This is a genomic window from Roseovarius sp. THAF8, from assembly GCF_009363735.1.
Taxonomy (GTDB): domain Bacteria; phylum Pseudomonadota; class Alphaproteobacteria; order Rhodobacterales; family Rhodobacteraceae; genus Roseovarius.
This window is the reverse complement of the sequence record NZ_CP045410.1, coordinates 3,271,410-3,296,162: the sequence shown is the minus strand read 5'-3', so window position 1 is coordinate 3,296,162 and position 24,753 is coordinate 3,271,410. Positions and strand designations below refer to the sequence as shown.

At 64.7% G+C, this 24,753-nt stretch carries 23 protein-coding genes; 3 read left to right on the top strand and 20 right to left on the bottom strand.

What is annotated here, in order from left to right:
* Positions 1-83 precede the first annotated feature (83 nt).
* On the top strand, positions 84-1,976 hold the full coding sequence (locus FIU85_RS16130) for an acyl-CoA synthetase (RefSeq protein ID WP_152497611.1): 1,893 nt from the start codon (positions 84-86) through the stop codon (positions 1,974-1,976).
* A gap of 10 nt (positions 1,977-1,986) precedes the next feature.
* On the opposite strand, the gene FIU85_RS16125 is transcribed toward FIU85_RS16130, so the two are convergent.
* From FIU85_RS16125 to FIU85_RS16085, 9 genes are read right to left on the bottom strand one after another with little or no spacing between them, the layout of a single operon-like run.
* Entirely contained in the window at positions 1,987-2,661 is a 675-nt protein-coding gene (locus FIU85_RS16125; protein ID WP_152497610.1) for a nitroreductase, read from the bottom strand.
* Positions 2,658-3,761 (bottom strand): TFIIB-type zinc finger domain-containing protein, encoded by a 1,104-nt coding sequence (locus FIU85_RS16120; RefSeq protein ID WP_152497609.1) that lies wholly within the window; start codon positions 3,759-3,761, stop codon positions 2,658-2,660. Before FIU85_RS16120 ends, FIU85_RS16125 begins: the two co-directional genes overlap by 4 nt.
* Positions 3,762-3,765: 4 nt before the next feature.
* Positions 3,766-4,209, bottom strand: a complete 444-nt coding sequence (locus FIU85_RS16115; protein ID WP_172978901.1) for a hypothetical protein — start codon at positions 4,207-4,209, stop codon at positions 3,766-3,768.
* A complete protein-coding gene (locus FIU85_RS16110) occupies positions 4,206-5,336 on the bottom strand; it encodes an SPFH domain-containing protein (protein ID WP_152497607.1) in 1,131 nt (376 codons plus the stop codon). The genes FIU85_RS16115 and FIU85_RS16110 overlap by 4 nt, the downstream gene beginning before the upstream one ends.
* Before the next feature lie 25 nt (positions 5,337-5,361).
* Complete coding sequence (locus FIU85_RS16105; RefSeq protein WP_152497606.1) at positions 5,362-6,042, bottom strand: hypothetical protein; 681 nt, start codon at positions 6,040-6,042, stop codon at positions 5,362-5,364.
* A 22-nt stretch (positions 6,043-6,064) separates the two neighbouring features.
* Positions 6,065-7,015 carry a DUF2927 domain-containing protein gene (locus tag FIU85_RS16100; protein ID WP_254702925.1) on the bottom strand — a complete coding sequence of 317 codons (951 nt, stop codon included), beginning with the start codon at positions 7,013-7,015 and terminating at the stop codon, positions 6,065-6,067.
* Between the two features lie 12 nt (positions 7,016-7,027).
* Entirely contained in the window at positions 7,028-8,224 is a 1,197-nt protein-coding gene (locus FIU85_RS16095; RefSeq protein WP_152497605.1) for a toxic anion resistance protein, read from the bottom strand.
* Positions 8,225-8,226: 2 nt separating this feature from the next.
* Entirely contained in the window at positions 8,227-9,144 is a 918-nt protein-coding gene (locus FIU85_RS16090) for a 5-bromo-4-chloroindolyl phosphate hydrolysis family protein (protein WP_152493469.1), read from the bottom strand.
* Positions 9,145-9,149: 5 nt separating this feature from the next.
* Positions 9,150-9,365: a hypothetical protein gene (locus FIU85_RS16085; protein WP_152493470.1), complete on the bottom strand. Its 216-nt coding sequence runs from the start codon at positions 9,363-9,365 to the stop codon at positions 9,150-9,152.
* Positions 9,366-9,543: 178 nt separating this feature from the next.
* Here FIU85_RS16085 and FIU85_RS16080 point away from each other — a divergent pair, with 178 nt between their 5' ends.
* On the top strand, positions 9,544-11,517 hold the full coding sequence (locus tag FIU85_RS16080; protein ID WP_152497604.1) for a cache domain-containing protein: 1,974 nt from the start codon (positions 9,544-9,546) through the stop codon (positions 11,515-11,517).
* A gap of 17 nt (positions 11,518-11,534) precedes the next feature.
* On the opposite strand, the gene FIU85_RS16075 is transcribed toward FIU85_RS16080, so the two are convergent.
* From FIU85_RS16075 to FIU85_RS16035, 10 genes are all read right to left on the bottom strand, one after another.
* A complete protein-coding gene (locus FIU85_RS16075; RefSeq protein WP_152497603.1) occupies positions 11,535-12,917 on the bottom strand; it encodes a sigma-54 dependent transcriptional regulator in 1,383 nt (460 codons plus the stop codon).
* A gap of 3 nt (positions 12,918-12,920) precedes the next feature.
* Complete coding sequence (locus FIU85_RS22545; RefSeq protein ID WP_261391623.1) at positions 12,921-13,052, bottom strand: hypothetical protein; 132 nt, start codon at positions 13,050-13,052, stop codon at positions 12,921-12,923.
* Positions 13,053-13,080: 28 nt separating this feature from the next.
* Positions 13,081-14,379: a c-type cytochrome gene (locus tag FIU85_RS16070; RefSeq protein ID WP_152497602.1), complete on the bottom strand. Its 1,299-nt coding sequence runs from the start codon at positions 14,377-14,379 to the stop codon at positions 13,081-13,083.
* A complete protein-coding gene (locus FIU85_RS16065) occupies positions 14,380-15,609 on the bottom strand; it encodes a formate dehydrogenase subunit gamma (protein ID WP_152497601.1) in 1,230 nt (409 codons plus the stop codon). It abuts the gene before it with no gap.
* Between the two features lie 211 nt (positions 15,610-15,820).
* On the bottom strand, positions 15,821-16,414 hold the full coding sequence (gene fdh3B / locus FIU85_RS16060) for a formate dehydrogenase FDH3 subunit beta (RefSeq protein WP_103762212.1): 594 nt from the start codon (positions 16,412-16,414) through the stop codon (positions 15,821-15,823).
* Positions 16,415-16,426: 12 nt separating this feature from the next.
* Positions 16,427-19,531 (bottom strand): formate dehydrogenase subunit alpha, encoded by a 3,105-nt coding sequence (locus tag FIU85_RS16055; RefSeq protein ID WP_152497600.1) that lies wholly within the window; start codon positions 19,529-19,531, stop codon positions 16,427-16,429.
* A gap of 112 nt (positions 19,532-19,643) precedes the next feature.
* Positions 19,644-19,832: a ubiquinol-cytochrome c reductase iron-sulfur subunit N-terminal domain-containing protein gene (locus tag FIU85_RS16050; RefSeq protein ID WP_057795128.1), complete on the bottom strand. Its 189-nt coding sequence runs from the start codon at positions 19,830-19,832 to the stop codon at positions 19,644-19,646.
* A gap of 41 nt (positions 19,833-19,873) precedes the next feature.
* Entirely contained in the window at positions 19,874-20,512 is a 639-nt protein-coding gene (locus FIU85_RS16045) for a molecular chaperone (protein WP_152497599.1), read from the bottom strand.
* Entirely contained in the window at positions 20,509-21,135 is a 627-nt protein-coding gene (locus FIU85_RS16040) for a DUF3306 domain-containing protein (RefSeq protein ID WP_152497598.1), read from the bottom strand. The genes FIU85_RS16045 and FIU85_RS16040 overlap by 4 nt, the downstream gene beginning before the upstream one ends.
* Positions 21,132-21,698: a DUF3305 domain-containing protein gene (locus tag FIU85_RS16035; RefSeq protein ID WP_254702924.1), complete on the bottom strand. Its 567-nt coding sequence runs from the start codon at positions 21,696-21,698 to the stop codon at positions 21,132-21,134. Before FIU85_RS16035 ends, FIU85_RS16040 begins: the two co-directional genes overlap by 4 nt.
* Positions 21,699-22,055: 357 nt before the next feature.
* On the opposite strand from FIU85_RS16035, the gene FIU85_RS16030 reads away from it, so the two are divergent.
* Entirely contained in the window at positions 22,056-24,014 is a 1,959-nt protein-coding gene (locus tag FIU85_RS16030) for a 4Fe-4S binding protein (RefSeq protein ID WP_152497597.1), read from the top strand.
* Here the strand turns inward: FIU85_RS16030 and FIU85_RS16025 are convergent.
* Positions 24,008-24,718: a hypothetical protein gene (locus FIU85_RS16025; protein ID WP_152497596.1), complete on the bottom strand. Its 711-nt coding sequence runs from the start codon at positions 24,716-24,718 to the stop codon at positions 24,008-24,010. The genes FIU85_RS16030 and FIU85_RS16025 overlap by 7 nt on opposite strands.
* Positions 24,719-24,753 lie beyond the last annotated feature (35 nt).

Below are 24,753 nucleotides of genomic sequence, written 5' to 3'. Positions count from 1 at the left end.
AACTTGCGCGGCCCGCAATTCGTGATCATGCTGCCGGGACGGGAGAAAAGGGCGCATCGAGACGCGCCGCGGGAGGAGACACCATGACATTTTCCACACGCCAGGACGTGATCGCTATCCAGCAAGAAATGCCGTGGGAGGCACGCGACGTACCGAAAACGGTTTACCAAATGCTGGCCGACACCGCCACGGCCTTCCCGGACCGTCCGGCCGTCAGCTATCAGCTTCTGTCGGGCCCCATGGACAAGTCGCAGACGCTCACCTGGTCCGAGTTTCACGGGCGTGTCTGCCAGGCCGCCAACCTCTTCCGCAGCCTGAAGATCTCCGAGACCGACGTGATCGCGCTGGTCATGCCCAACTGCCTGGAAACCGCCATCGCCACGATCGGCGCCATGGTCGCGGGCATCGCCAACCCGATCAATCCTTTGCTGGAGCCCGAACAGATCGGCGCCATCCTGCGCGAAACCGACGCCCGCGTGGTGGTGACCCTGCGGTCCTTCCCGAAGACCGACGTGGCCCAGAAAATGGCCGAGGCCGTGCGCAACGCGCCACGCGTGCACACGGTGCTGGAGGTCGATCTTGTCCGCTACCTGACGCCGCCCAAAAGCTGGATTGTCCCGCTCATTCGGCCCAAGAACCCCGACAACCACCACGCCGACGTCAAGAATTTCAACGCCGAGGCGCGCAAGCACCCCAACACCTTGGTCTTCAAGGACAGCGCCACCGATCGCGTCGCCGCCTATTTCCACACCGGCGGCACCACGGGGATGCCCAAGGTCGCGCAGCACAAGTATTCCGGCATGGTCTATAACGGCTGGCTGGGTCACCGCCTGCTGTTTGACGAGCATGACAGCATCATGTGTCCGCTGCCTCTGTTCCACGTCTTCGCCTGCCACGTGATCCTGATGGCGATGATCAAGTCCGGCGCGCATGTGGTCTTCCCCACCCCCGCCGGGTATCGCGGCGACGGCGTATTCGACAATTTCTGGAAGCTGCTGGAACGCTGGGGCACAACCTTTGTCATCACCGTCCCCACCGCCACCGCGGCGCTGATGCAGCGCAAGGTGAATGCCGACATCTCCAAGGTGAAGAATGCGTTCTCCGGTTCCGCGCCCATGCCGCTGGAACTGTTCAAACGGTTCGAATCCGCCACCGGAATGACCGTGATCGAAGGCTACGGCCTGACCGAGGCCACCTGCCTTGTCTCCTGCAACCCGCCCACGGGCGAAAAGAAGGTCGGCAGCGTCGGCGTGCCCCTGCCCTATACCGACGTCAAGATCTACAAGACCGACGGCACCGAATGCGGCCCCGACGAAGTGGGCGAGATCGGCATCGCCAACCCCGGCGTCTTTGCCGGCAACACCTATACCGAGGTCGCCAAGAACAAGGACCTTTACCATCACGAGGTCTATCTGCGCACCGGCGACCTGGGCCGGATCGACGACGACGGTTACCTCTGGATCACCGGCCGCGCCAAGGACCTGATCATCCGCGGCGGCCACAACATAGACCCCGCCGATATCGAGGAAGCGCTGATGGCCCACGCCGAAGTGGCGGGCGCCGGTGCCATCGGCCAGCCCGACGCGCATTCCGGCGAGTTGCCTTGCGCCTATGTGGAACTGGTCTCAGGCGGCTCGGTCGATAGCGCCGCGCTGCTGGAACATTGCAAGGTGCATGTCCACGAACGCGCCGCCATTCCGAAATATATCGAGGTGCTGGACGAACTGCCGAAAACCGCCGTCGGCAAGGTGTTCAAGCCCGATCTGCGCAAACGGGCGATCACCCGAGTTTATAACGCGGCTCTGGCCGATGCGGGCATCAACGCCGAGGTGACCGAGGTGATCGACGACAAGAAGCGCGGCCTTGTGGCTTGCCTGTCGAAAACCGGGGACGCGGACGAGGCGGCGATTTCGCAATGCCTTGGCGAATTCACCCGCCCGTGGATATGGGCCGACGCCAAGCCCAAGGCCGACTGAAGCTCCGGCCTCAGCCCTTGAAGGACAGGATTGCACCGACGTCTTCGCGCTCGGTGCGATACTGGTTCACCGGGTGCGTCTCATCGGCATAGCCGAATGAAATCGCACAGAGGATCGCGTGGTGCTCGGGCAGCCCGAACTGTCGCCGTATCACGTGCGGATAGGCCGCGACCGCCGCCTGCGCGATCGTGCCCAGCCCTTCGGCCGTCGCCGCCAGCATGAAGGCCGTCAGGAACCCGCCCGCGTCCAGCGCGCCATAGGGCCCCAGAACCTGCGGGATATGCAGGATGGCGACGTGCGGCGCGTCGAACAGCTCGAAGTTCCTCATCGACTGCCGCGCCCGCGCCTCGCGATCCTCCCGCGCGATGCCGACCGCGTTGTATAGCGCATAGCCGCAAGTGCGCCGCCGCTCGCCCAGTTCGCCGGGATAGCTTTCGGGCCAGTCCATGTCCGGCCCGGGCTTGCCCGTCCGTACCTCGCTCAGCAGGGCCTGACGGAACGCCTCCGTCTCCGTGCCCCGCGTCACCAGAAGTTCCCAAGGCTGCGTGTTGTTCCAACTTGCGGTGTGTCGCGCCGTGTCGACGATCCGCTCGATCACAGCGTCCGCCACCGGATCGGGCCGGAAGGCGCGGCACGAGTAGCGGGCCTGCATCAGCCGCTTCAGGGCGTCGCCATCCCCGCTCATTGGCTGATCGCCACGCCGTACCCGACCGCTGCCGCCACGATGATCCCGATCACCACGGCAATCGCGATCTTGATCGCCGAATAGGGCCGCTCGCCCTGCACCTTTCCGGTGCGCCCATTGACGACAAAGCGATAGGTCTCGCCCCGGTACTTGTAGGCCGCCAGCCACACCGGCAGCAGGATATGCTTGAAGGTCACGTCGCTGACCGCCGTGTCTATGGAATGAATGCGCTGCCGATCCCCACCGATATCGAACCGCACATCCCGTGCGATCCGAGCATCCATGATCTGGCGCGCCTGCACGAACCCGTCCTCCAGCGTCACCTGGTACCCCTCGGCCCGGAACCCGGCCAAAAATTCCGGGCTGTAGGGCTGTAATTCGCCCAGCTCCCACGGCTCCAGCGCATCGGTATAGCGTTTGGGAAGGGTTTTCGAGGCCAGCACCAGCACATCGTCGAAGAACCGCGCCACCCGGCCCCGCACCGGCGTCCAGCGGACCTTGGCGACCTGCACCTGCTGCCGCTTGCCATCGCGCATCACCGTCTTGGTCTCGTAATAGACGGTCCCGCGCTCGCCGGTATAGCTGGACCTGGTGTCGGCATCATAGGTCCAGTAGGGCACATAGATGCCCTGCATCTTGCGCCCTTTGCGGGCATACTCCTGCAACCCGTTGGGCGCGAACCACAACCGGCCCAGCCAGTCGGTCATCGCGCCCCGCGCGGCGGGTTCGTCCACCTTGAACGGCAAGACCCCGCGCGGCTTGATATGCCGGTGGGTGCCGGTATCGGTGACCACCGGCGTGGCGCAGAACGGGCACTCTCTGGCGTGCACCGTCGCGTCGAATTCCACCTGCGCGGCGCAGTTGGGGCAGGTCGCGACGCGGGTCTCCTCGATCTCCGACGCGTCCAATGTGCCCTTCACCGCCGCGCCGAAATCCAGTTCCTTCAAGGGCGCGGCCCAGGGGCCGGCCTGCTCCATTTCCGCCTCGTTGCCGCAATGATCGCAGATCAGCTTGCCTGCCTGGGGATCGAACCGGAAATCGGCGCCGCACTGGTCGCAGGGGAAACGGTGTTCTTGGTCTACGGTCGGGGAATCGAGCATATGCCTACAGGTACTTGTGCAATTTGACCGGGATGATGCGGCGCAGCGCCCCGTCCCGCAAGGCCGTGTGGCGCCAAAGATGGAATATCGCGTGAAAGAGCGCGGCCGCCCCCAGCACCAGCAAGGCCGTCCGCGCCTCCGGCCCCGGCAAGGGCCGCTCCAGCGCGCCGGCGGCCAGGGCCACCACCGCCCAACCCAGCAGAACGTACATCCCCCGGCTGAGCCACGGATGCGCGGTGCGCAACACACCCTCCAGCGCCGGACCCGGCCCCTTGTTCAGCAGGCCGAAGCACAGCCACAGAACGCAGAGCGCCCCGCCCGACACAACAAAGGCCCAGCCCAACAGGCCGAATATCCGGTCGTCGACGGACAAAAGAAGGTACAAAAGCACGCCGGTCGTCCAATGCAGGACCTGCGTCGCCAGCCGTCGTGCCTTGAACGCCCTCACGCCCCGGGCGGCGGCGGCGGCAGGATGGTGAAGAGTTGCGCCAGTTCCTGCACGTCACCGGCTTTCAGCCAGCCATCCTGCCCGGCGGTCCAGACATGGCTGTCCCGCGTCAGCTTGCCGTCGCTCGCCATCCGGCCCAAAGCCGCCTTGGAATAGGGCCCGTGGGTCTGGCCGTTTTCCGCGATGTGCCAGACATGCTCGACCGGCGGCGGGGGCGGCGCGGGCGCGGCAGCCGATGACGGCTGATGCGCAGCTTGGCCCCAAGGGCCGCCCTGCCCGGCCATTTGACCCGCCATCGCCATGCCAAGACCGGCCCCGATCCCGGCACCCATGCCGCCCCCGGCACCGCCCGGGTTCTTGGCCGCTGCCGTCATTGCCTCGGCCGCGGAATACTGCGTGAACTTGCCCAGATCTCCGGCCAGGCCCATAGAGGTGCGCTTGTCCAGCGCCTCTTCCACCGCGGGCGGCAGCGAGATGTTCTCAATGTAGAATTCCGGGATGGTCAGCCCGTAGTCTGCCACCACCGCGGAAATCTCGGCGGCCACCAGCTTGCCCAGATCGGCGGTATTGGCCGCCATGTCCAGCACCGGAATACCGCTGCCCGCGATGATCCGGCTGAAGCTCTGCACGATGATGTTGCGGACCTGATAGCTGATCTCGTCCATCGTGAATTCGCCATCCGTACCGACGATCTCGGTCAGAAACTTCGCCGGATCCGTCACGCGCGTGCTGTAGGTGCCAAACGCCCGGATGCGCGTCGGCCCGAATTCCGGATCCCGCAGCATGATCGGGTTCTTCGTACCCCACTTGAGATCCGTAAACCGCGTCGTGTTGACGAAATAGATCTCGGACTTGAACGGGCTCTGGAACCCGTGATCCCAGTGCTGAAGCGTCGTCATGATCGGCATGTTGTTGGTCTCGAGCATGTAGAGACCCGGCGTGAACACATCCGCCAACTGCCCCTCATGCACGAAGACCGCCGCCTGCCCCTCGCGCACTGTCAGCTTGGCCCCGTACTTGATCTCGTGCCCGTGCCGTTCAAAGCGCCAGACCATCGTGTCGCGCGTGTCGTCCACCCAGTGGATGACGTCGATGAATTCACCTGAAAGAAAATCGAAAATGCCCATGTCTATGTCCTGTGTATTGCACGTGTCACCCCGGGATCAGGGTGTCGATGAACTTGCGGTCGCTCTTGCGACCCGCGATATCGACAAGGATACCGCTGACGTCTCCCGTGGCATCATAAAGCCAGACAGCGTCAAAACCACCATCTGTTCCGGTGGTGACAAGATAGATTGCCGCATCGCTTTGAGGTATCTCTACCTTCCTGGTAAACATGTACGGACCATCCAGAAGGAACGGCTGCAAGAACTCGAAACTGTCGCCCTTGCCCGCCTTCTGCCAGCGCTCGCCAAGCGCCGTCAGTGCCTTGCCGCCGTTCAGATCCCCAAATCCGATCACCGCAGCATCCGCGCCAAAGCCGACCCGCTCGCCCTTGCGCACCGGCGTTTTGCCCGAAAATTCAAGCCACAGAATGCCATTCTGAGTCCCCGTGGACCCGTCGCCCTGCCAGATGAAATCATAGCTGTAGGTCCACAGCCGCGCGGTCGAGGCCGGTGCAGCGCGCGGGTCCTTGATGTGCGCGCCGTCACCATAGGTCGGATCACCGAAGAAGACCTTGCCTGATGGAAACTCGATGACGCCATGATCAGCCCATTGGCCCTGCCTTTCGCTGAGATCGGCGAGATAGGACAACGCACCTTCCTCCGCGCCCGCTGCTCCGGCGGCCTGAAAGAGGCCGAGAATCAACAAAAGACGCGGCAGAAGCTTCATGCGCTGTCCTCCCGAACGCGCTTCACGACGCGCCCCTCTCGAACAACCGCCGCAGGATCGGGCGCGCATCGTCCAGACCCATGCCCGGCTTCAGCGCAGGATTGTAAAGCGCCTCCAGCAACATCTCGTCATGGGTGGTCAACAGGGCGAACTCCTCGTCATCGTTGAAGATCGACGGCCGCGCCCGCGGGCTGTCATTGGTCAGGCCCAGGCCTTGCGCGATTTCCTCGTGGATGCAGGCCAACCGTTGCAGGTCGGTCAATTCCGTCCGGATATAGGCCAGGGCCACGCCCAGATCGTTTTCGCTCCGGGTGCCTGCCGAGATCACGAAGCACTGGGTCGAGCGCGGCAGGTTCGTGACGATCGCCAGGTTGGACTTGGCAATCGCCGGGATCACTTCCAGCGCCCGCGCACGCGATTGTGCGGCATCGTCGTTGCTCATGAACATCACGACGAAATTGGGCGAGGCGTCGCTGACCGAGATCGGGTGTCCGGTGATCCGCGCCAGGCGGTTGGCATAGGCCGCCACCCGCGCGCGCTCGGTCGACTTGATCGCGTCCGGCACATTGCGCCCGAACTCGACGCCGATGCGCACGGGCCCGGTCCATTTCTTGATCGCCACGGGGCCGCTTTCAGATGGCAGCAGGCCCTTGTCGCGCTGATACTCCTCGAAAAACCCGATCCGGATGAAATTACGCAGAAGGTCGGTATCGGTGAAAGGCGTGTCCACGCCGCCGCCGTCGCGCCGCATCAGGCCCTGGGCCACAAGGTCGTTCTCCACCCGCGTGTAGTACCGAGCCAGGTTCTGGCTGGCTTCGGAAGGGCCGTCCGGCAGCGGCGCACGCACCATCGCGTTCGGGCGCGCCTGCGGCTTGGTGGGCGGCGTCTCGGGCTCGACCGCGTTGCAGCCTACCAGCGCGAACGCACCGGCCAGCATCGCCGCGCCGAAATTGAACGGTCGGAGGTAACGCACGTTTCTACTCACTTACCCCGGAACGGAACCGCCGGCATTCTCGCCGACACTGTCACGGCGCGACTTGGCGGCGGCCAGCGTATCGCGCAGTTCCTTTTCCATCGATTGCAGGTCCTGCTCTGCCTTGGCGCGGCGCGCCTTGCCCTCGTCGGCAATCTGCAGGCTTTCCTCGATCGTGCCGATCAGATCCGCATTGGCCTGCTTGACGGCCTCGATGTCAAAAACCCCGCGCTCCATCTCTTGGCGGATCGTCTTGTTGGCGTCCCGCAGGTTCTTGGCATTCGCGGTCAACAGCTCGTTGGTCAGGTCGTTGGCCTCGTGCACCGCCGCAGCGGCCTCGGCGCTGCGCTGGATGGTGACCGCCTGCGCCAACTGCGTCTCCCACAGCGGCACGGTGTTCACCAGGGTCGAGTTGATCTTGGTCACCAGGCTCTTGTCGTTCTCCTGCACCAGCCGGATAGACGGCAGCGACTGCATCGTCACCTGCCGCGTCAGCTTCAGGTCATGCACCCGGCGCTCCAGGTCGTCGCGCGCGGCGCGCAGATCGCGCAATTCCTGCGCCTTCATCACCTGATCATCCTCGGGCGCGGCATTGACCTCGGCCTCCTTGGCGGGGATGTCGTTTTCGTCCAACTCTTTCAGCTTTTCCTCGCCCGCCGCGATATAAAGCGCTAGCTCGTCGTAGAACTGCAACGTCTTTTCATACAACAGATCCAGTGACTTGATGTCCTTCAGCAGCACATGTTCATGCTTCAAAAGGTCATCGGTGATCTTGTCGATCTGGCCTTGCACGTCTTCGAACCGCGCGGTGAACTTGGCAAAAGGCGCGGCCCGACCGATCAGCTTCTCCCACCAGGACCGTTCGCGCCGCACGTCCAGTTCGCTGACCGAAAAGCCGCGAATGGTCGTCACGATACCGCGCAGGCTGTCGCCGGCGGGGCCCACATCCTTGTTGCGCACGCCCTGCAGCATGGATTGAGAAATCTCCTGCAGTTCCGACTGCGCGGCCGAGCCGAACGAGACGATCGAATTCGTATCGCTCATGTCGATCTCGTCCATCCGCTGCCGGATCTCGTTGCCGAGGGCCGGCTCGGCGTCTGCCAGCGGCACCACCGCTCCGGCCTCTTTCGGCTCGGGCAGGACCACGCGGTTCACCTCTTCCACCTCGGCCAGAGCGGCTTCGGCCTTCGTGCGTACGTCTTCTGACATCGTCAATGTCCTTCCTCAAATTCTCGGGTGTTGCCTAAACGGATGCCCTCGCGCGCCAGGCGATCGCGCAGGACTTCGATCTCGATTTCCAGGTCGCTATTGTCGTCGGCCAGCAGGGTCTTGGTCTTCGCCTCGAAATTCGTCTCCAGGTCGCCCAGCAGATCCAGGTAATCCGCCCGCGCCTTCTCATCCCGCGACCGCGCGTAGATATCGGCGAACTTCACCGTCGCGTCTCTCGCTCCCATCAGGTAGACGCCAAGGTATTTCCGCGTCGCCGTCAGGTCGCGCGGGTCGTTCTCCACCGTGCGCAGCATGTTGCGCACGCTTGCCTGGAACCGCTCCAACCTGGCTTCGGCCTTGCGGTCGCCCGCCCGCGTGATCGCATCCGACATGGCCCGCAGATAGGTTTCGGCCTGGTCGACCACACGGGCCACGCGATCAGTCTGCATCTTGTCGATACCTTCGATGCCCTTGTCGCGCATCGGGTCCAGCCCGAAGGAAAAGACGTGAAGCCCCGTGGTCACCGCACCGAAGATCACCGGCGCCACGAGCCCCGGCTCGACCTTGTAGGCCGCCACTGCGATCCCCAGCCCCGCCAGAACCGACGAAAAGAGCTTGCGCGGAATGCCCGGACTGCGCGCCACCTTGCGCGTGTTATACGCGGCCTCCGCCTTCAGCCCGTCGCGCAGCAACCAGGCAGACAGCGCAAGGATCCCGGCAGATGCCACTCCCAGCGCCAGGCCGGTCGCACCCGAGGTGATCGACGTGAACAGCACCAGGACCGCGGGTAGAAACATCAGGTTGGCGCGCGCGCCCGCGGGTTCCACCGTGGCGCCGCGGTAGGAGGAGGTATCGCCAGAGCCGGTTACCCTCTCGCCGCCGCCATCCGGGCTGTATTTTCCGCCGAACTTGCGTGCCATGCCGGTCACAATCCCCCGATCAGGCCGCTGGTGACGCCCATCATCAATATGAACAAAGCCGCATAGGCGATTTTCTGCACGTTCGTTCCCCTTGTCGTTATGGCGATATCCCGCCCGACGGATCCTGCGTCCCGCGCCGCACGTGCCATCGCCGCCATCGCCACCGCGGCCAACGCGACAATCGCAAGCGTTACCAACAACAGCATGAAAAGGCGCGCCATGCCGTACCATCTCCCGCGTTTGGCCTACCAACACTCCCGGGAAACTTAGGTTAACGGTACTGGGGTTGCTAGGGGAAACATCACGCAACCTCCCCCCGGCGCGGCGGTGCCGCCGGAATGGACGCCTTGCGCGCCATCGCCTAAGCTTCTTTCGCAAAGGGAAAGGCCCTGCCTCGCGATGATATCGGTTCGTCTACGCCTGCTGATCCTGGCATTGCTGCCGCTGGTGGTTCTGCTGCCGCTTCTGCTGTGGCTGGCGGTCAGCCGCTGGGCCGCGAACTACGACAACCTGTTGATCGCCAACGTCGAAAGCGACCTGCGGATCGCCGAACAATACCTGGACCAGATCCTCGCCACCACCGGCGGCAGCGTTGCCGCGCTGGCGCGCTCCACAAGGTTTCGCGACGCCACCAGCCGCTCCGAGGACCAGATGCAAAGCTTTCTCGACACCGAGCGTAAGGCGCTTGGCCTGGATTTCCTCTATTTCCTGCCGATGTCCGGGGCGGACGAGACTGCGCGGGACTGGCCGGTCATCGCCGCGGCCACGCGCGGCGACAGCGCTACCGAGATCGACATCTTTTCCAGCACCGATCTTTTCACCATAGACCCCACGCTCGAGGACCGCGCCCGCCTGCCGCTGATCGAAACCGAGGCAGCAGTCCCGACCGACCGGATGATCGAAGATCGCGGCATGGTCGTGCATACGGCCACAGACGTCCCCGCCCCCGGGCGCGCGGGGGTCCTGGTCGGGGGCATCCTGCTCAACCGCAACCTCGATTTCATCGACACGATCAATGCGCTGGTCTACCAGGCCGAAAGCGGCGCCAAGGCCGACAGGCAAGGCACCGCGACGCTGTTTCTCGAAGACGTGCGCGTTTCCACCAACGTCCGGCTGTTCGAGGGCGAGCGCGCGCTGGGCACACGCGTCTCGGCCGTCGTGCGCAATCGCGTGCTGGGCGAAGGGCGCACCTGGCTCGACCGGGCCTTTGTCGTCAACGACTGGTACATCTCGGGCTACCTGCCGCTGACCGACAGTTTCGGCAACCGCGTCGGAATGCTCTATGTCGGTTTCCTCGAAGCGCCCTTCGTGGCCGCCAAGCGCAGCGCCTACATCCTCGTCTTCACGGCGTTCGGCGGCATTCTGTTGCTGACCATACCGCTTTTTCTTCGGATGGCGGGCGGAATCTTCTCTCCGTTGGAACGCATGAACGACACGATCAAGCAGGTCGAGAACGGCCAGTTGGACGCCCGCATCGGCGCCGTCGACAACCGCGACGAAATCGGCCAGGTGGCGGCGCATCTGGACGAGTTGCTGGACCAGGTCCAGGCTCGCGACCGTGCCCTGCGCTCCTGGGCGGACGAGTTGAACACCCGCGTCGAGGATCGCACCTCGGAACTGCGCCAAGCCAACGCCAAGCTGGAAAGCACCTACCAACAGCTGGTGATGAGCGAGAAACTGGCCTCGATCGGTGAAATCACCGCCGGAGTGGCCCATGAAATCAACAACCCTGTCGCGGTCATCCAGGGCAATCTTGACGTGATCCGCGAGACCCTGGGCGAGGCCGCCACCCCGCTGATGACCGAACTCAACCTGATCGACCGACAGATCGGCCGCATAAACGCCATCGTCGGCAAGCTGCTGCAATTCGCACGCCCCAGCGAGTTCAACGCCTTTTCAGAGCATGTCGACGTTGCCACCGTCCTTGACGACTGCCTGGTACTGGTGGACCACGTGATCACCCGCGCCGAGGTTACGGTGAAGACCGACCGCGCGCCGGAAACTCCGGCAGTCCAAATCAATCCCGGAGAGTTGCAGCAGGTGATCATCAATCTTGTCGTGAACGCGGTCCAGGCGATGAACAGCGCGGGCGAACTCTCGATCTCTGTGCGCCCCGCAGAGCGCGACGGGCAGAACGGCACCGCGCTGGTTGTCGCCGACACCGGCCCCGGCATCGCCCGCGAAAGGCTCAATACGGTGTTCGACCCGTTCTACACGACCAAGCCCGGCGAAGGCACCGGGCTGGGTCTTTCGGTCAGCCAGACCCTGATCCGGCAGGCCGGCGGCATCATCACCGTGCGCAACCGGGCAGAAGGCGGTGCGGAGTTCACGGTCTGGCTACCCGAACACAATGACCAACTCTCCGCCGCCTGAACACGGCACCGGGTCGTTCAGAGGCCCCAGGCCGCGCATTTGCGGTCGACCGTCTTTCGACTGACGCCAAGGCGCCGCGCGGCCTCGGCGCGGTTGCCGTCGCAGGCGTCCAGCACGCTCATGATGTGACGCTGCTCCACCAGCTCCAGGGTTTCGATCGCCTCCTGGCCGGTCACGGTGCCCTGCCCTTCGAATTCGTCCGGCAACTGGCCCAGGATCACCGAGCGTTCGATCAGGTTGCGCAACTCGCGCACGTTGCCGGGCCAGTCATAGCGGCTCAGTTTCAGCAGCACTTCCTCGTTGAGGTCAAGCGCGGGCAAGGCCAGCGCACGGGAAAATTCGCTCATGAACAGCGCCGCAAGCTCGACGATATCCTCGCTTCGGTCGGCCAGAGGCGGCATTTCCACGTTCACCACGTTGATCCGGTGATACAGGTCGGCGCGGAAGCGGCCCGCCGCCACCTCGGCCTGAAGATCGGCATTGGTGGCAAAGAAGAACCGCAGGTTCAGCGGGATCTCGCGCTCTGCTCCCAGGGGCCGGATCTTGCGGTCTTCCAGCACGCGCAACAGGCCCGCCTGCACCTGTTCGGGCAATTGCGCCACCTCGTCGAGGAACAGCGTGCCGCCGTCCGCGTGCAGAAACAGGCCGTCCCGCGTACGATCGCCCCCTTCCACCAGGCCGAACAGTTCTTCGGCGATGTGATCGGGCGACACGGCGGCACAGTTCACCGCGACGAAAGGTTTCTCGGCGCGGTCGGACATTCCGTGCAACGTGCGCGCGGCGATTTCCTTGCCGGTGCCGCTGGCGCCGGTGAACAACACCGATGTCGGCGTCGTCGCCAGTTTCGCCAGCACGTCACGCACCTTCTGGATGGCCGGCGAGTTTCCCAGCAAACGCCCCCGCGCCGCCTGCCCGCCTTCACTCAGTTCATGTTTCAGCAGGAAATTCTCGCGCCGCAGGTACTTGCGGTCCAGCGCGCGGGCCACCGCGTTCAGGATCTGGTTGGCGCGAAACGGCTTCAGCACAAAATCCGCCACCCCCGTGCGCAGCGCACGGATGGCGGTGTCCAGGTCGGCATAGGCCGTAATCATGATCGTGTCGGCGAAAAGCCCGACGCGCCGCTGATCGGCCAGCCAGTCCAGCCCGGTCTTGCCCGGCATCACGTTGTCCAGGATCACCAGGTCGAAATGCGCGAGATCGAGTATCTCGGCCGCCTGCTCGGCCGAGCGCGCCTGCTCGACCCGCTTCACGCGCGGCTCAAGGATCTTGATCAGGAAATTCCGCATCCCCGGCTCGTCGTCGATGACCAGCACCGAGGCGAATTGCAGGTGTTCGCCATAGTCGTCCCGGCCCTTTTCGGCCGAAGTCCCGGGCAGGGGCGCGGCGGCGGGTCTTGTCATGCCTCAGCTGTCCTCCAGCCGCACCGACTCCCCGGAATTGCGCTCGCCGGCGGAAAAGCCCGCCTCGTGCAGCCCGTACCACGCGACAACGGCGATGATGGCCGTGGCGGCAAACGCGGAAAGCATGGCTTTCATGTCTCGGTTCTCCCTTTCAAAGCGCGCCTCAAGGCTCCGTGGCCTCGCGCAGGTAGTCGATCAGGTCCTGCCGGTCCTGCCCGGCGGTGATGCGCTGCATCGGCATCTTCGAGCCCGGAATATAGTGGTCCGGGCCGATATCGAAAAGCGCATCTATGGTCTCTTCTGTCCAGACGATATCGGACCCGTCCAGGATTTCCGAATAGGGATAGCCCGGCACCCCCCCCGCCTTGCGCCCGAAAAGCCCGTGCAACGACGGCCCCGCCTTGCGCGAGGGCGGCGGGGTCAGCGCATGACAGATGCTGCACTTGCGCATGAACTGCCGCTCGCCATTGGGCATCGCCTCGGGGTCGCGCAGAAAGCTGCGCTGATCGCTGCCCGCCGGGTCGAACGCGTCAAGGTCCGCCACGGGCCATCCGAAGGCCACGTCCTCGATCCCGCCGGCATAGATCATCGTGCCATCGGGCGAAAACTCCAGCGCCCAGACCGGCCCCTGCCGCATGGCGCGGAAATCCCGCGTAATTTGCCACGTTTCGGTGTCGATCATCATGATGAACCCGTGCCCGTCGCCCACCGCCAACTGCCCGCTGGCCGCGTGATAGGCCATCGACAGGATCGGTCGCCGGTCGAGCGAGAAATCCCGGAGCGTCTCGCCCGACATCTGGTCCACCACCCGCGTCACGCCATCCACCGCGCCATAGGCCAGCCACTTGTCGTCGGGGTCGAGGATCAGGCGGTTCACGCCGAAACCCGCGTTCACCACAACGCGCGGCGCGCCGTCCGGCTCCGCCATCTGCCACAACCGGATCGTCCCGTCGGCAGAGGCCGAGTACAGCCGTGTGCCGTCCGCACTGAACGCCACATCGCTGACCGACGCGTTGTGCCCTTTCAGAAACCGTGCCGCACCGCCGTCGCGCGGCCAAAGGCCAATCGAGCCGTCCCAGCTTGCCGTCGCCAGCGTCGCGCCATCCGGCGATAGCGCGATCTCGGCGACCTTGCCTTGGTGCCCTTCCAAACGTGTCGGGGAGCCGTCCGGCAGGGACCACAGGATCACGTCGAAATCGTCGCTGCCCGACGCCGCCGTCTGCCCGTCCAGGAACCTCACGGTGATGACTGCCGCGTCATGCCCTTCCAGCCAGCGCGGCGCGCGGCCCTCCCACAGCCCGACGGAATTGTCGAAGCTGGCCGTGGCGACCTGGCCTGTCTCGGGGTTCACGTCGATCCCCATGACCGGCCCGCCATGACCTTTCAGCGTGGTGAACTCCTGCGCCGCCACCGGCGCACCGGCGGCCAGCAGGCCCGCGCATACCAGCAGCAGGGCGCGCATCTATTCGGCGGGCGTCGTCGCGGTGTTGGCCGGCTTCGGCTCGCCCTCGCGCTTTTTCACCTCGTCCAGCCACAGGCTGTGGTGCTCGCGTGCCCACTGTTCCTCGACCTGGCCGGACCCCATCGCGTCATAGGCGCCTTCCATCCCGACCGAGCCGATGTAGATATGCGCGATCACGATGGCCATCAGAACGAAGCTGACAATGGCGTGCCACAGTTGCGCGTATTGCATCTCTTCATGCGGCGCCAACTGTTCCGGCAGCGCGCCGAAGCCCAGCAGCTGCGGCACCCCCATGTCGTTCAGGATGACGAATGTCTTGGCGAACATCGGCAACTCGAACGGGAACAGAAGCGACAGACCAGAGGCCGAGATCGACGCGCCCAGGATCATCACTGACCAGAAGATCATCTTCTGGCCCGCGTTGAACTTCTTGGCCGGCGGGTGCACGCCTTTCTTGAACAGGCCACCGCCCACAGCGATCCATTTCAGGTCGGTCTTGTTCGGAATGTTGTGCGCCACCCAGAAGATGAACGCCAGGATCAGGCCCAGCATGAAGGCCCAACTGACGTTGTTGTGGATCCATTTCGAGGCCACGGCCGCCGTTGCAAAGACTTCGTGGCCGAAGGCCGGGATGATGAACTTGCGCCCCATCAGGACCAGCAGCCCGGTGAGGCCCAGCAGAATGAAGGATCCGGCCATCAGCCAATGGGCGAAGCGTTCGATGAACTTGAAGCGGGTCACGGTGCGGCCCGTCTTTTCACCGTCGATGCGGATGCGGCCCCGGATCAGGAAAAACAGCGCCAGAAACGCGATCGTGCCCAGGAGCAGCCATCCGCCGTACTTGATCAGCGGCCCCTGCCGGAAATTCAGCCACCACATGCCGTTGTCCTGGATCAGGACCCGCGCCGGCGCACCGCCCGAAGACACGGTCACGTCGGCGGTGCCATAGCGCAGCGCGCTCCAGACGTCGGCATCCGACGACCCGCCCAGTGCTCCAAGCTGTCCGACCATGGCGCCTGCGCTATCGGGGTCTTCACCCGCACGCGAGCGGTCCGGCACCTCCTCGCCGCGCTGCCGGGCCAGGATGTCCTCCAGCGTCTGCGCGCCGCCCGTGGCCGAACGGTCCGCCTGCGGGGTCTCGGTCGCGCCGTCGGTCGCTTCCTGTGCCTGCACGCCCGGCGCGGCCAGCATCGTCAAGCTCAGAAGACAAATCAGAATCAGCCTGTGCATGTCTTTTCCTTTCTACCCTACCCTGTGTCGCGGGCCTCACCTTCGCGTCGGTGCATTGCGAATATTCTGGGAAACGGACTTTGCGGCGTGCGCTCACGTGATCCAAAGTGCGTTTCTCAAGATACTCTTGCCCCCCTGCGCGGGGACGGGATGAAAGAGGCGGGACGCACCCGCCTCTTTCGCCTGGTCTCAGACTGACGTCGAAAAGCGGTCAGCCGCCCTTCTGGTCATAGGCCGTGCCCCAGCCCCAAGCGCCCGAGCCGAAGCCACGGGAAACGACACGCTCGCGATAGATATTCGCGACCACGTCCCCGTCGCCGGCCAGCAGCGCCTTGGTGGAACACATCTCGGCGCAGATCGGCAGCTTGCCTTCCGCGATCCGGTTGCGCCCGTACTTGTTGAACTCGGCCTGGCTGTTGTTCTCTTCGGGGCCGCCGGCGCAGAAGGTACACTTGTCCATCTTGCCGCGCGATCCGAAGTTGCCCGCCTGCGGGAATTGCGGCGCGCCGAACGGGCACGCGTAAAAGCAATAGCCGCAGCCGATGCACAGGTCCTTCGAGTGCAGCACAACGCCTTCCTCGCTCTGGTAGAAACAATCCACCGGACAGACCGCCATGCACGGCGCATCGGAACAATGCATACAGGCCACCGAGATCGAGCGTTCGCCGGGGTTGCCATCCTCGATGGTCACCACGCGGCGGCGGTTGATGCCCCACGGCACCTCGTGCTCGTTCTTGCAGGCGGTCACGCAGGCGTTGCACTCGATGCAGCGTTCGGCGTCACACAGGAATTTAGCTCTAGCCATTCCATCTTCTCCTTATGCTGCTGAGATCTTGCAGAGAGTCGCCTTCGTCTCCTGCATCTGGGTTACCGAGTCGTAGCCATATGTCTGGGCGGTGTTGGTGGATTCACCCAGGACATAGGGGTCGGCGCCATCGGGATACTTGCTCCGCTGGTCCTCCCCCTGGAAGTGACCGCCGAAGTGGAACGGCATGAAGGCCACGCCTTCGCCCACCCGGTTTGTCACCATGGCCATGACCTTGACCTTGCCGCCTTCGGGCCCTTCGACCCAGACCTGCTCGCCATCCCGCACACCAAGGTTGTTGGCGTCACGCGGGTTGATTTCCACGAACATGTCCTGCTGCAGCTCGGCCAGCCACGGGTTCGACCGCGTCTCGTCGCCGCCGCCTTCGTACTCGACCAGACGACCGGATGTCAGGATTATCGGGAAATCCTTCGAAAAGTCGTTCTTCTGGATCGAAGCGTAAAGCGTCGGCAGGCGGTACGCGTGCCGGTCCTCGTAGGTCGGATAGTCCGCGACCAGGTCGCGCCGCGACGTGTAGAGCGGCTCGCGGTGCAGCGGCACCGGGTCGGGGAAGGTCCAGACCACGGCACGCGCCTTGGCGTTGCCGAAGGGCGCGCAGCCATGCTTGATCGCGACCCGCTGGATACCGCCCGAAAGGTCGGTCTTCCAGTTGACGGCAGAGACCTGCTCGTTGAAGTCGGACGGGAACGGCGACATCGCCTGCTCGCCCACTTCCTCGTCGGCCCCTTGCTCACCGCTCGGCTGCGCCAGGTTCTGGGCTTCGGCGGTTTCCTGCACCTCCTCGGTCTGGCCGCCTTCGGTCGCGTTTTGCGCTTCCTCGCCGTCGTCCTGGTTGCCGACCGACGCGTCCTCGTCGATACCCTCGACGCCCGCGACACGGCCCATGACGCGCTTTTCTTCCTCGGTCAGGTCACTGTCCCAACCCAGGTCGACAAGCATCTGGTAGGTGAACTCGGGATACCCGTCCTGGATTTCCGAGCCGACGCTGTAGACGCCCTCGGCCAGCAGGTTGTCGCCCTCGTACTCCACACCGAAACGGGCGCGGAAGGTCAGGCCACCCTCGGCCACCGACTTCGACATGTCATAGAGGTTCGGCGTCCCGGGATGCTTCATCTCCGGCGTGCCCCAGCTTGGCCACGGCAGACCGTAATAGTCGCCGTCCGCCGGACCGCCAACCGCCTTCAGCGTGGTGCGGTCGAAGGTGTGCTGGTTCTCCATGTGCATTTTCAGCCGTTCGGGCGATTGCCCCGTATAGCCGATCGTCCACATCCCGCGGTTGATCTCGCGCAGCGTGTCCTCGATGTTCGGCGTCACGCCGTCATCCTCGATGCCGATGTTGCGGAACATCCGGTCGTGGAAACCGAACTTCTGCGCGAAAAGACCGATGATCTCGTGGTCCGACTTCGATTCGAACAGCGGATCGACGACCTTTTCCCGCCACTGGATCGAGCGGTTGGACGCGGTGACCGAGCCATAGGTCTCGAACTGCGTACAGGCCGGCAGCAGGTAGACGCCGTCGGTCCGGTCATGCAGCACCGCGGACACGGTCGGATACGGGTCGACCACGACCAGCATGTCCAGCTGCTCCATCGCCGTCTTCATCTCCGTCATCCGGGTCTGGCTGTTCGGCGCGTGGCCCCACAGAACCATGGCACGCACCTTGTTGGGGTTGTCCATGTTCTCGGGGTCTTCCAGCACGCCGTCGATCCAGCGGCTGACGGGGATGCCCGACAGGTTCTGCAGGCTCTGGTCCTTGCCGTCCTTGGTCTTCGTCGTGACGAACCGCCCGGCCAGCCACTCGGGATCTTCACCCCACACGCGTGACCAGTGGCCCCATGCCCCCGCCGACAGACCGTAATAGCCCGGCAGAGTGTGGCTAAGAACACCAAGGTCCGTCGCGCCCTGCACGTTGTCGTGGCCGCGGAAGATGTTTGTGCCGCCACCCGACGTGCCCATGTTGCCAAGGGCCAGCTGCAGGATGCAGTAGGCGCGGGTGTTGTTGTTGCCGTTGGTGTGCTGCGTGCCACCCATGCACCAGATCACGGTGCCCGGACGGTTGTTGGCCAGCGTGCGCGCCACGCGCTCAAGCTGGCTGCCCGGCGTACCGGTCACACGCTCGACTTCTTCGGGCGTCCACTTGGACACTTCGTCCTTGATCTGGTCCATGCCCCAGACACGGGTGCGGATGAATTCCTTGTCCTCCCACCCGTTCTCGAAGATGTGCCACAGGATGCCCCAGACCAGCGCCACGTCTGTGCCCGGACGGAACCGTACATACTCGTCAGCGTGGGCGGCCGTGCGCGTGAAGCGCGGGTCGCACACGATCAGCGGTGCGTTGTTCTGTTCCTTGGCCTTCAGCACGTGCAGCAGGCTGACGGGGTGTGCTTCCGCCGGGTTGCCGCCGATGATGAAGATCGCCTGGGAATTGTGGATGTCGTTGTAGCTGTTGGTCATCGCGCCATAGCCCCAGGTGTTGGCAACACCTGCAACCGTGGTCGAGTGACAGATACGGGCCTGATGGTCCACGTTGTTCGTGCCCCAGTAGGCGGCGAACTTGCGGAACAGATAGGCCTGTTCGTTATTATGCTTGGCAGAGCCGAGCCAGTAGACGCTGTCCGGGCCGCTTTCTTCCCGGATATTCATCATCCCGTCGCCGATCTCGTTGATCGCCTGCTCCCAGCTGATGCGCTTCCACTCGCCACCCTCTTTCTTCATCGGGTACTTCAGGCGGCGTTCGCCGTGGGCGTGCTCACGCACTGAAGCGCCCTTGGCGCAGTGGGCACCCAGGTTGAACGGGCTGTCCCAGCCGGGCTCCTGGCCCACCCAGACGCCATCGCTCACCTCGGCCACGACCGTGCAGCCGACCGAGCAGTGCGTGCAAACCGATTTGACTGTCTCAACCGCCGCTGCTGCGGACGATTGTGCGTTGGCCCGGGTGACACTGCCCCCCGTTGCGCCAATCGCCGCCAGGCCACCGATGGCCAGGCCGGAACCGCGCAGGAACGCGCGGCGGTCGATGGTCTTTCCCCCGACCTCAGACAGGATACTTGTCCGCTGGGGGCGTCGCGCAACCCCGTTGGTCTTTTTCCTAAGCATGTTTCTCTCTCCTCCCGAGCTTTCCCGATTGGGATTGCTGGGTACTAAGGTTATCCACCGACAGTCGGGCGTCCCGCAACCAGTCGCCGGCAGGTCAAGTGATCACGTCCGGTCAGAACCGGGCGCTATCGAAGTATGCGCGCGTGTGCGCAGTGTCCTGCATCTTGTCCGATGACAGGTCCGGTTCCGCCGCTTCGGCGGTGCCGGTGCTGGCTGCCGTTGCGACCGCGACCGCGGGCGCACCTGCGGCGGCCATCTTCAGAAAATCGCGACGGCTGTTGCCTTGCGTTTTCTCGCTCATGAGAGTCCTCCTCTCTGGTGGTGACAGGTCGCCCTGCCGGTTCATGCGGATCCCTCCGCGCTCATCCGGAAACCTTCCGCCTCGATCTCCATGAACACCCGGCCGACAGCGCCGACCGAGGCATAGAGAACCGAGTTCTTCGCAGCCTCCAAATCCGTGAAAAAATGCCCGGCCCAAGGGCCGATATGCGTGTTGAAGAACGTCTTCTGATCGCTCAGGGTGGCCGGCTTGCCGAACCGCCCGGTAATCAGCCCGCCCATCATCTCCATCAGCGACGCGATGTTGTCCTCGGGCTCATAGACGTTCTGCGCCCGGGTCATGCCCCGCGCCGCCATGTCCCGCCGCAGACTCGCCAGCGGCTTTTCGTTCAGGAACCCGGTCAGGTAATAGCTGGCATAGGGCAAAAGCTCGCCCCGCCCCAGCCCGATGAACAGCGCGTTGAACTCGCGCTCCACCGCCTGCGGCTTGGTATGCTTGGCGATACGCGACAGCGCCGCGACGGCAACGCCAAGGTCGGTCTCGCTATCCCCCGAAAGACTCGCCGTCTGCGACAGCAAAGCCTCGGACGGCGGGGCCGCAAGCAACACGCCCAGGAAATCGTAAAGATCGGCGCGCAGCCGGTCCTCTTCCGCGATCTGGGCACGCGCCTCTGTGGTCATGACCGCCTCCTGGTTGCTCATTTCGTGCTCTCGCTTGCATCGTCAAAGGTGAAGTGCATCCGCCGGCGCGGCGGCGGCGCGTACGTGTCCGCCTCTGCCGCGGCAGGCTCGTAAGTGTAGCTGTAGACCGGCTCGGCCTCCGCCATCTCGACCGACTCCTCGACCTCCGTCTCCGGCGCGCCGGTGTCGTCTTCGGCCTCACCCTCGGCATCGCTCTCGGCCATGGCCGTCAGGGCCTCCGCCTCGCAGGCCAGCTTCTGCACATGGGTCAACATGCCCTTGCCCACCTGATAGGCGGTCTGCATGTTCTCGATCACCATCGCCTTGTCGGTGAAATCCTCGCCGTAATCCAGAAGCCCGTCGAGATTGGCCAGCGCCGGGTTCGTGCCCCAAAGCCGACGCAACGCCCAGCGGCGGATGCGGTCCGGCACGGCCTCGGCCATGAAGGCGCTGAAGTCGTCGCCCTTGTCCAACGTGTCCGGGTCGGGCAGGCCCAGCAGCTCCAGCACCTCGGCGTCGCTTTTCTCCTCAAGCGATGCGCGCGCCTCTTCCCGCTGCGCCTCTTCGAGGGCCTTGACTTCGGCGGCATCCTCCGCCGCCACCCGCGCCTTGCGTCGCGACCAGAAATCCTCGCGTGCGCTCATTGCATCCGCCCTTTCCGCCGCAGCGTGGGCGAGCGGTAGATGTCGCGCTGCTGCACGATACGCGGGTCGCCGATCCCGTCCACATGCGCGTCCACCTTGACCTTGTCGCGGCGGCGTTTCTTGAATTCTTCCTCGATATGGTAGGTCTCGACGAAATCCCGGACCCAGGCGATCAGGCCTTCGGGCATCGGGATCTTCTCCACGATATCCTCGCCATTGTCCTCGTAATCCTGCGCTTCATAGGGCGAGGCCGTCACCAGCACTGCCTCCATCGGACAATCACCGCCCGTCTTGCGAAAGACCGCGTAAACCGACGGGACCTGCGCCGACAGGCCGTGCAGATAGCTTTCGGTCTCCGCACCGTGCAGCTCAAGCGTCATGGTCGCAGCATGGTATTCGGTGATATCGCCTTCTTCGCGCAGCACGCGCCACGCGGCGGGGCCGGCCCCGGGCAGGACGGCAACCGCCCTCCACGCCCACGCAGCCCAGCGCGTCACGCCCGGCGTGCGGCGCATGACGATCCCCAAAGGCATAGTGGCGTACATGTCCGGATTGTGGATCATGTGTGGCTGGTATCCTCCCGATAACTTATCCTGAGCCAACTGCACCGGCGTCTCAAAGAAAAAAAGCATGCAATTGTGGACGGAACGCAAATCTGGACAATTTGGGCAGCCACCGACAGGATTCGAAAGAACGATGGACAGAATGTCCGGACGAGAAAAATGGTCGGGTTTCCCGCTTGCAACGGCGTCGCGAAGGGCAGAAGAATCGAAGGCCAGACGCCCCCTATTCCTGACCATGCTTGTCGGGAAAAGCGGCGTGAGGCCCGTGCAGGTTCGCGAGGAGGGACCCGCATTGCAATCCATAAGCTCGTCGTGCGGCATCGTCCCGCGACCCGCCAGTGAAAGCCGGGGCATACAATGACTAAGCAATTGATTCTGTGCAATTGTGCGGGCTCTCAGCAGCTCGACAAGGACGCGCTCGAAGCGGCCACCGGCCTCACCTGCAGCGCGGTGCATTCCGGCCTCTGCACCACCCAGACCGACGCCACGGCACAGGCCATCGCGTCGGGTGACGCCATCCTCTGCTGCCGCCAGGAACAGCGCCTGTTTACCGAGCTCGCCGCCGAAATGGAGATGCCCGCGCCCCCTGTCACCGACCTGCGCGACCGGGCCGGATGGTCCGACGATCCCGCCAGCAAACTACCCAAAATGGCCGCCCTTCTGGCCGAGGCCACCTTGGACGTGCCTTCGGGCAAATCCGTCGACGTCATGTCCGAAGGCCTGTGCCTGATCATCGGCCCCTCCGGCACCGTTCTGCCCGCCGCCGACAAGCTCAAGGACATCCTCGGCGTGACCGCCCTGCTGACCGATGACGCGGACGCGCCCGACCCTGCGGGCCATGACGTCATTCGCGGGCACCTGAAACGCGCCACCGGCGCCCTTGGGGGCTTCTCGGTCCAGATCGACGCTCTTCAACAGGTCGACCCGTCGGGTCGCGGTGCGCTGACATGGACCGCCCCGCGGGACGGTGCGCGCACCGAATGCGACGTCATCCTCGACCTGACCGGCGGCACCCCGCTCTTTCCCGCCCCGCAAAAGCGCGAGGGCTACCTGCGCCCCGATCCCGGCAGCATGATGGCGGTGGCCGACGCGATACTCGAGGCCAGCCAGCTGATCGGCACCTTCGAAAAACCGCTCTACGTCGCGGTCGAGCCGCTGATCTGCGCCCATTCCCGCGCGCAGCAGACCGGCTGCACCAACTGCCTCGACGTCTGCCCCACCGGCGCGATTTCCCCGGCGGGCGAGCACGTCACCGTCGACCCGATGATCTGCGCCGGCTGCGGCGCCTGCTCGGCGCTCTGCCCCTCGGGCGCCATCTCCTACGACGCGCCCTCGCCGGCCACGCTCTTCCGCCGCATCCAGACGCTGGCCTCGACCTTCCGCAAGGCCGGCGGCACCGCCCCGCGCCTGCTGGTCTGCGACGACAGCCACGGCCAGCAGATGATCAGCCTCGCCGCCCGCTATTCGCGCGGCCTGCCCGCCAACGTGATCCCGCTAGAAGTGCCCGCGCTGTCGGGGTTCGGCCATGCCGAGATGCTGGCCGCGCTGGCATCTGGATTCACAGACGTGACGATCCTGCTCTCGCCCACCACCGAACGCGACGCGCTCGACCGCGAGATCCCGCTCGCCCGCGCCATCGCGGGCGAGGCCCGCGTGACGCTCCTCGACGTGGCCGAGCCCGATGCGCTTTGCGACGCTCTCTACACCGACGCAGCCCGCCCCGATCCGGTGGCCGAGCCGGTCCTGCCCATGGGCAGCCGCCGCCAGGTCGCGCGCCTTGCCGCCAAGGCTCTGCATGGCGACGACACCATCCTGCCCCTGCCCGACGACGCCCCCTATGGCGCCGTTCTGGTCGACACCGACGCCTGCACACTCTGCCTTTCCTGCGTCTCGCTCTGCCCCTCCGGCGCGCTCGTGGAAAACCCCGACCGCCCCGAGCTGCGCTTTCAGGAAGACGCCTGCCTGCAATGCGGCCTCTGCGCCAACATCTGCCCCGAGGACGCCATCGGCTATGAGCCGCGCCTCAACCTGCGCGACGAGGCGATGGGCCAAGTCGTTCTGAACGAGGAGGAACCGGCCCAGTGCATCGAATGCGGCGTGGCGTTCGGCGTGAAATCCACAATCGACCGGATCACCGAGAAACTGGCGGGCAAGCATTCCATGTTCGGCTCCGACTCGGCGGCGCGGCTTATCCAGATGTGCGACGATTGCCGTGTGAAGGCGCAGTTCCACTCAAAGGACAACCCCTTCGCTGGCGGCGAGCGGCCGCAGGTCCGCACCACCGACGACTATTTCTCGAAACGCCGGGATCACTGATGCTCGATCGGCGCCCCGAGGTCGGCCGGCTTCACGCCGGCCACGTAGGCCAGGATCGCCTGCAAGTCGTCTATGGTGATCTCCATGGGCGCAATCGGCGACGGGCGATTGATCGGAAACGGCTCGGTCACGTCCTTGACCTGGGTGAAGGCCGGATGCGGGTTCAGGATATAGAAGGTCTGAAACCGCCGGTCCCAGTCCGCCATCGCCCGCAGCACGGCGAAACTGGGGGTCGAGGCCATGGCATTCATCCGCGTCGCCTCGCTCACCGCGTGGCACCGGGCGCAATGCGCCACCGACAGGTCATGCCCAAGCCCCGCATCCCCGTCGAAACTGACCTCGGCCACTTCCTGCGCGTTCTCCTTCGGCAGGCCGAACGGCGCCGCGCCCCCGACCTCGTAGCTGGTCACCGTCCGCTGGCCGATCTCGGAGGTCAGCCACTCGGCGAAGCGCGCCGCACCCTCGTGGCTCGGCGTGTTGATCTGCATCCGCCACTTCGCTTGCGGCCCGTCGAAGACACGCGGCCCCTCGGCATCGGGCGCCAGCAGAATATCACCGCCCGCGTCCAGGTCCACGACTTCAACCCGGATTCCCGTCTTCAGAGAAAAGCGCGGCAGAACGTACTCCAGAAGCCCGCTTTCGATCAGCGGCGGCGGCGCGCCAAGGCGAAAATCCTCGTCCGCGCGCCCTTCTGCGGTGGACATCCCGAGACAGACCACCACAATCACGCAAACCAGGG

Bases quoted from the DNA above. Each gene is read 5' to 3' on its own strand.
- FIU85_RS16130 (WP_152497611.1), top strand. From the start codon at position 84: ATGACATTTTCCACACGCCAGGACGTGATCGCTATCCAGCAAGAAATG.
- FIU85_RS16125 (WP_152497610.1), bottom strand. From the start codon at position 2,661: ATGAGCGGGGATGGCGACGCCCTGAAGCGGCTGATGCAGGCCCGCTAC.
- FIU85_RS16065 (WP_152497601.1), bottom strand. From the start codon at position 15,609: ATGCACAGGCTGATTCTGATTTGTCTTCTGAGCTTGACGATGCTGGCC.
- FIU85_RS22545 (WP_261391623.1), bottom strand. From the start codon at position 13,052: ATGAAAGCCATGCTTTCCGCGTTTGCCGCCACGGCCATCATCGCCGTT.
- fdh3B (WP_103762212.1), bottom strand. From the start codon at position 16,414: ATGGCTAGAGCTAAATTCCTGTGTGACGCCGAACGCTGCATCGAGTGC.
- FIU85_RS16105 (WP_152497606.1), bottom strand. From the start codon at position 6,042: ATGAAGCTTCTGCCGCGTCTTTTGTTGATTCTCGGCCTCTTTCAGGCC.
- FIU85_RS16075 (WP_152497603.1), bottom strand. From the start codon at position 12,917: ATGACAAGACCCGCCGCCGCGCCCCTGCCCGGGACTTCGGCCGAAAAG.
- FIU85_RS16080 (WP_152497604.1), top strand. From the start codon at position 9,544: ATGATATCGGTTCGTCTACGCCTGCTGATCCTGGCATTGCTGCCGCTG.
- FIU85_RS16070 (WP_152497602.1), bottom strand. From the start codon at position 14,379: ATGCGCGCCCTGCTGCTGGTATGCGCGGGCCTGCTGGCCGCCGGTGCG.
- FIU85_RS16035 (WP_254702924.1), bottom strand. From the start codon at position 21,698: ATGATCCACAATCCGGACATGTACGCCACTATGCCTTTGGGGATCGTC.
- FIU85_RS16030 (WP_152497597.1), top strand. From the start codon at position 22,056: ATGACTAAGCAATTGATTCTGTGCAATTGTGCGGGCTCTCAGCAGCTC.
- FIU85_RS16090 (WP_152493469.1), bottom strand. From the start codon at position 9,144: ATGGCACGCAAGTTCGGCGGAAAATACAGCCCGGATGGCGGCGGCGAG.
- FIU85_RS16085 (WP_152493470.1), bottom strand. From the start codon at position 9,365: ATGGCGCGCCTTTTCATGCTGTTGTTGGTAACGCTTGCGATTGTCGCG.
- FIU85_RS16025 (WP_152497596.1), bottom strand. From the start codon at position 24,718: ATGTCCACCGCAGAAGGGCGCGCGGACGAGGATTTTCGCCTTGGCGCG.
- FIU85_RS16045 (WP_152497599.1), bottom strand. From the start codon at position 20,512: ATGAGCAACCAGGAGGCGGTCATGACCACAGAGGCGCGTGCCCAGATC.
- FIU85_RS16110 (WP_152497607.1), bottom strand. From the start codon at position 5,336: ATGGGCATTTTCGATTTTCTTTCAGGTGAATTCATCGACGTCATCCAC.
- FIU85_RS16095 (WP_152497605.1), bottom strand. From the start codon at position 8,224: ATGTCAGAAGACGTACGCACGAAGGCCGAAGCCGCTCTGGCCGAGGTG.
- FIU85_RS16055 (WP_152497600.1), bottom strand. From the start codon at position 19,531: ATGCTTAGGAAAAAGACCAACGGGGTTGCGCGACGCCCCCAGCGGACA.
- FIU85_RS16050 (WP_057795128.1), bottom strand. From the start codon at position 19,832: ATGAGCGAGAAAACGCAAGGCAACAGCCGTCGCGATTTTCTGAAGATG.
- FIU85_RS16040 (WP_152497598.1), bottom strand. From the start codon at position 21,135: ATGAGCGCACGCGAGGATTTCTGGTCGCGACGCAAGGCGCGGGTGGCG.
- FIU85_RS16120 (WP_152497609.1), bottom strand. From the start codon at position 3,761: ATGCTCGATTCCCCGACCGTAGACCAAGAACACCGTTTCCCCTGCGAC.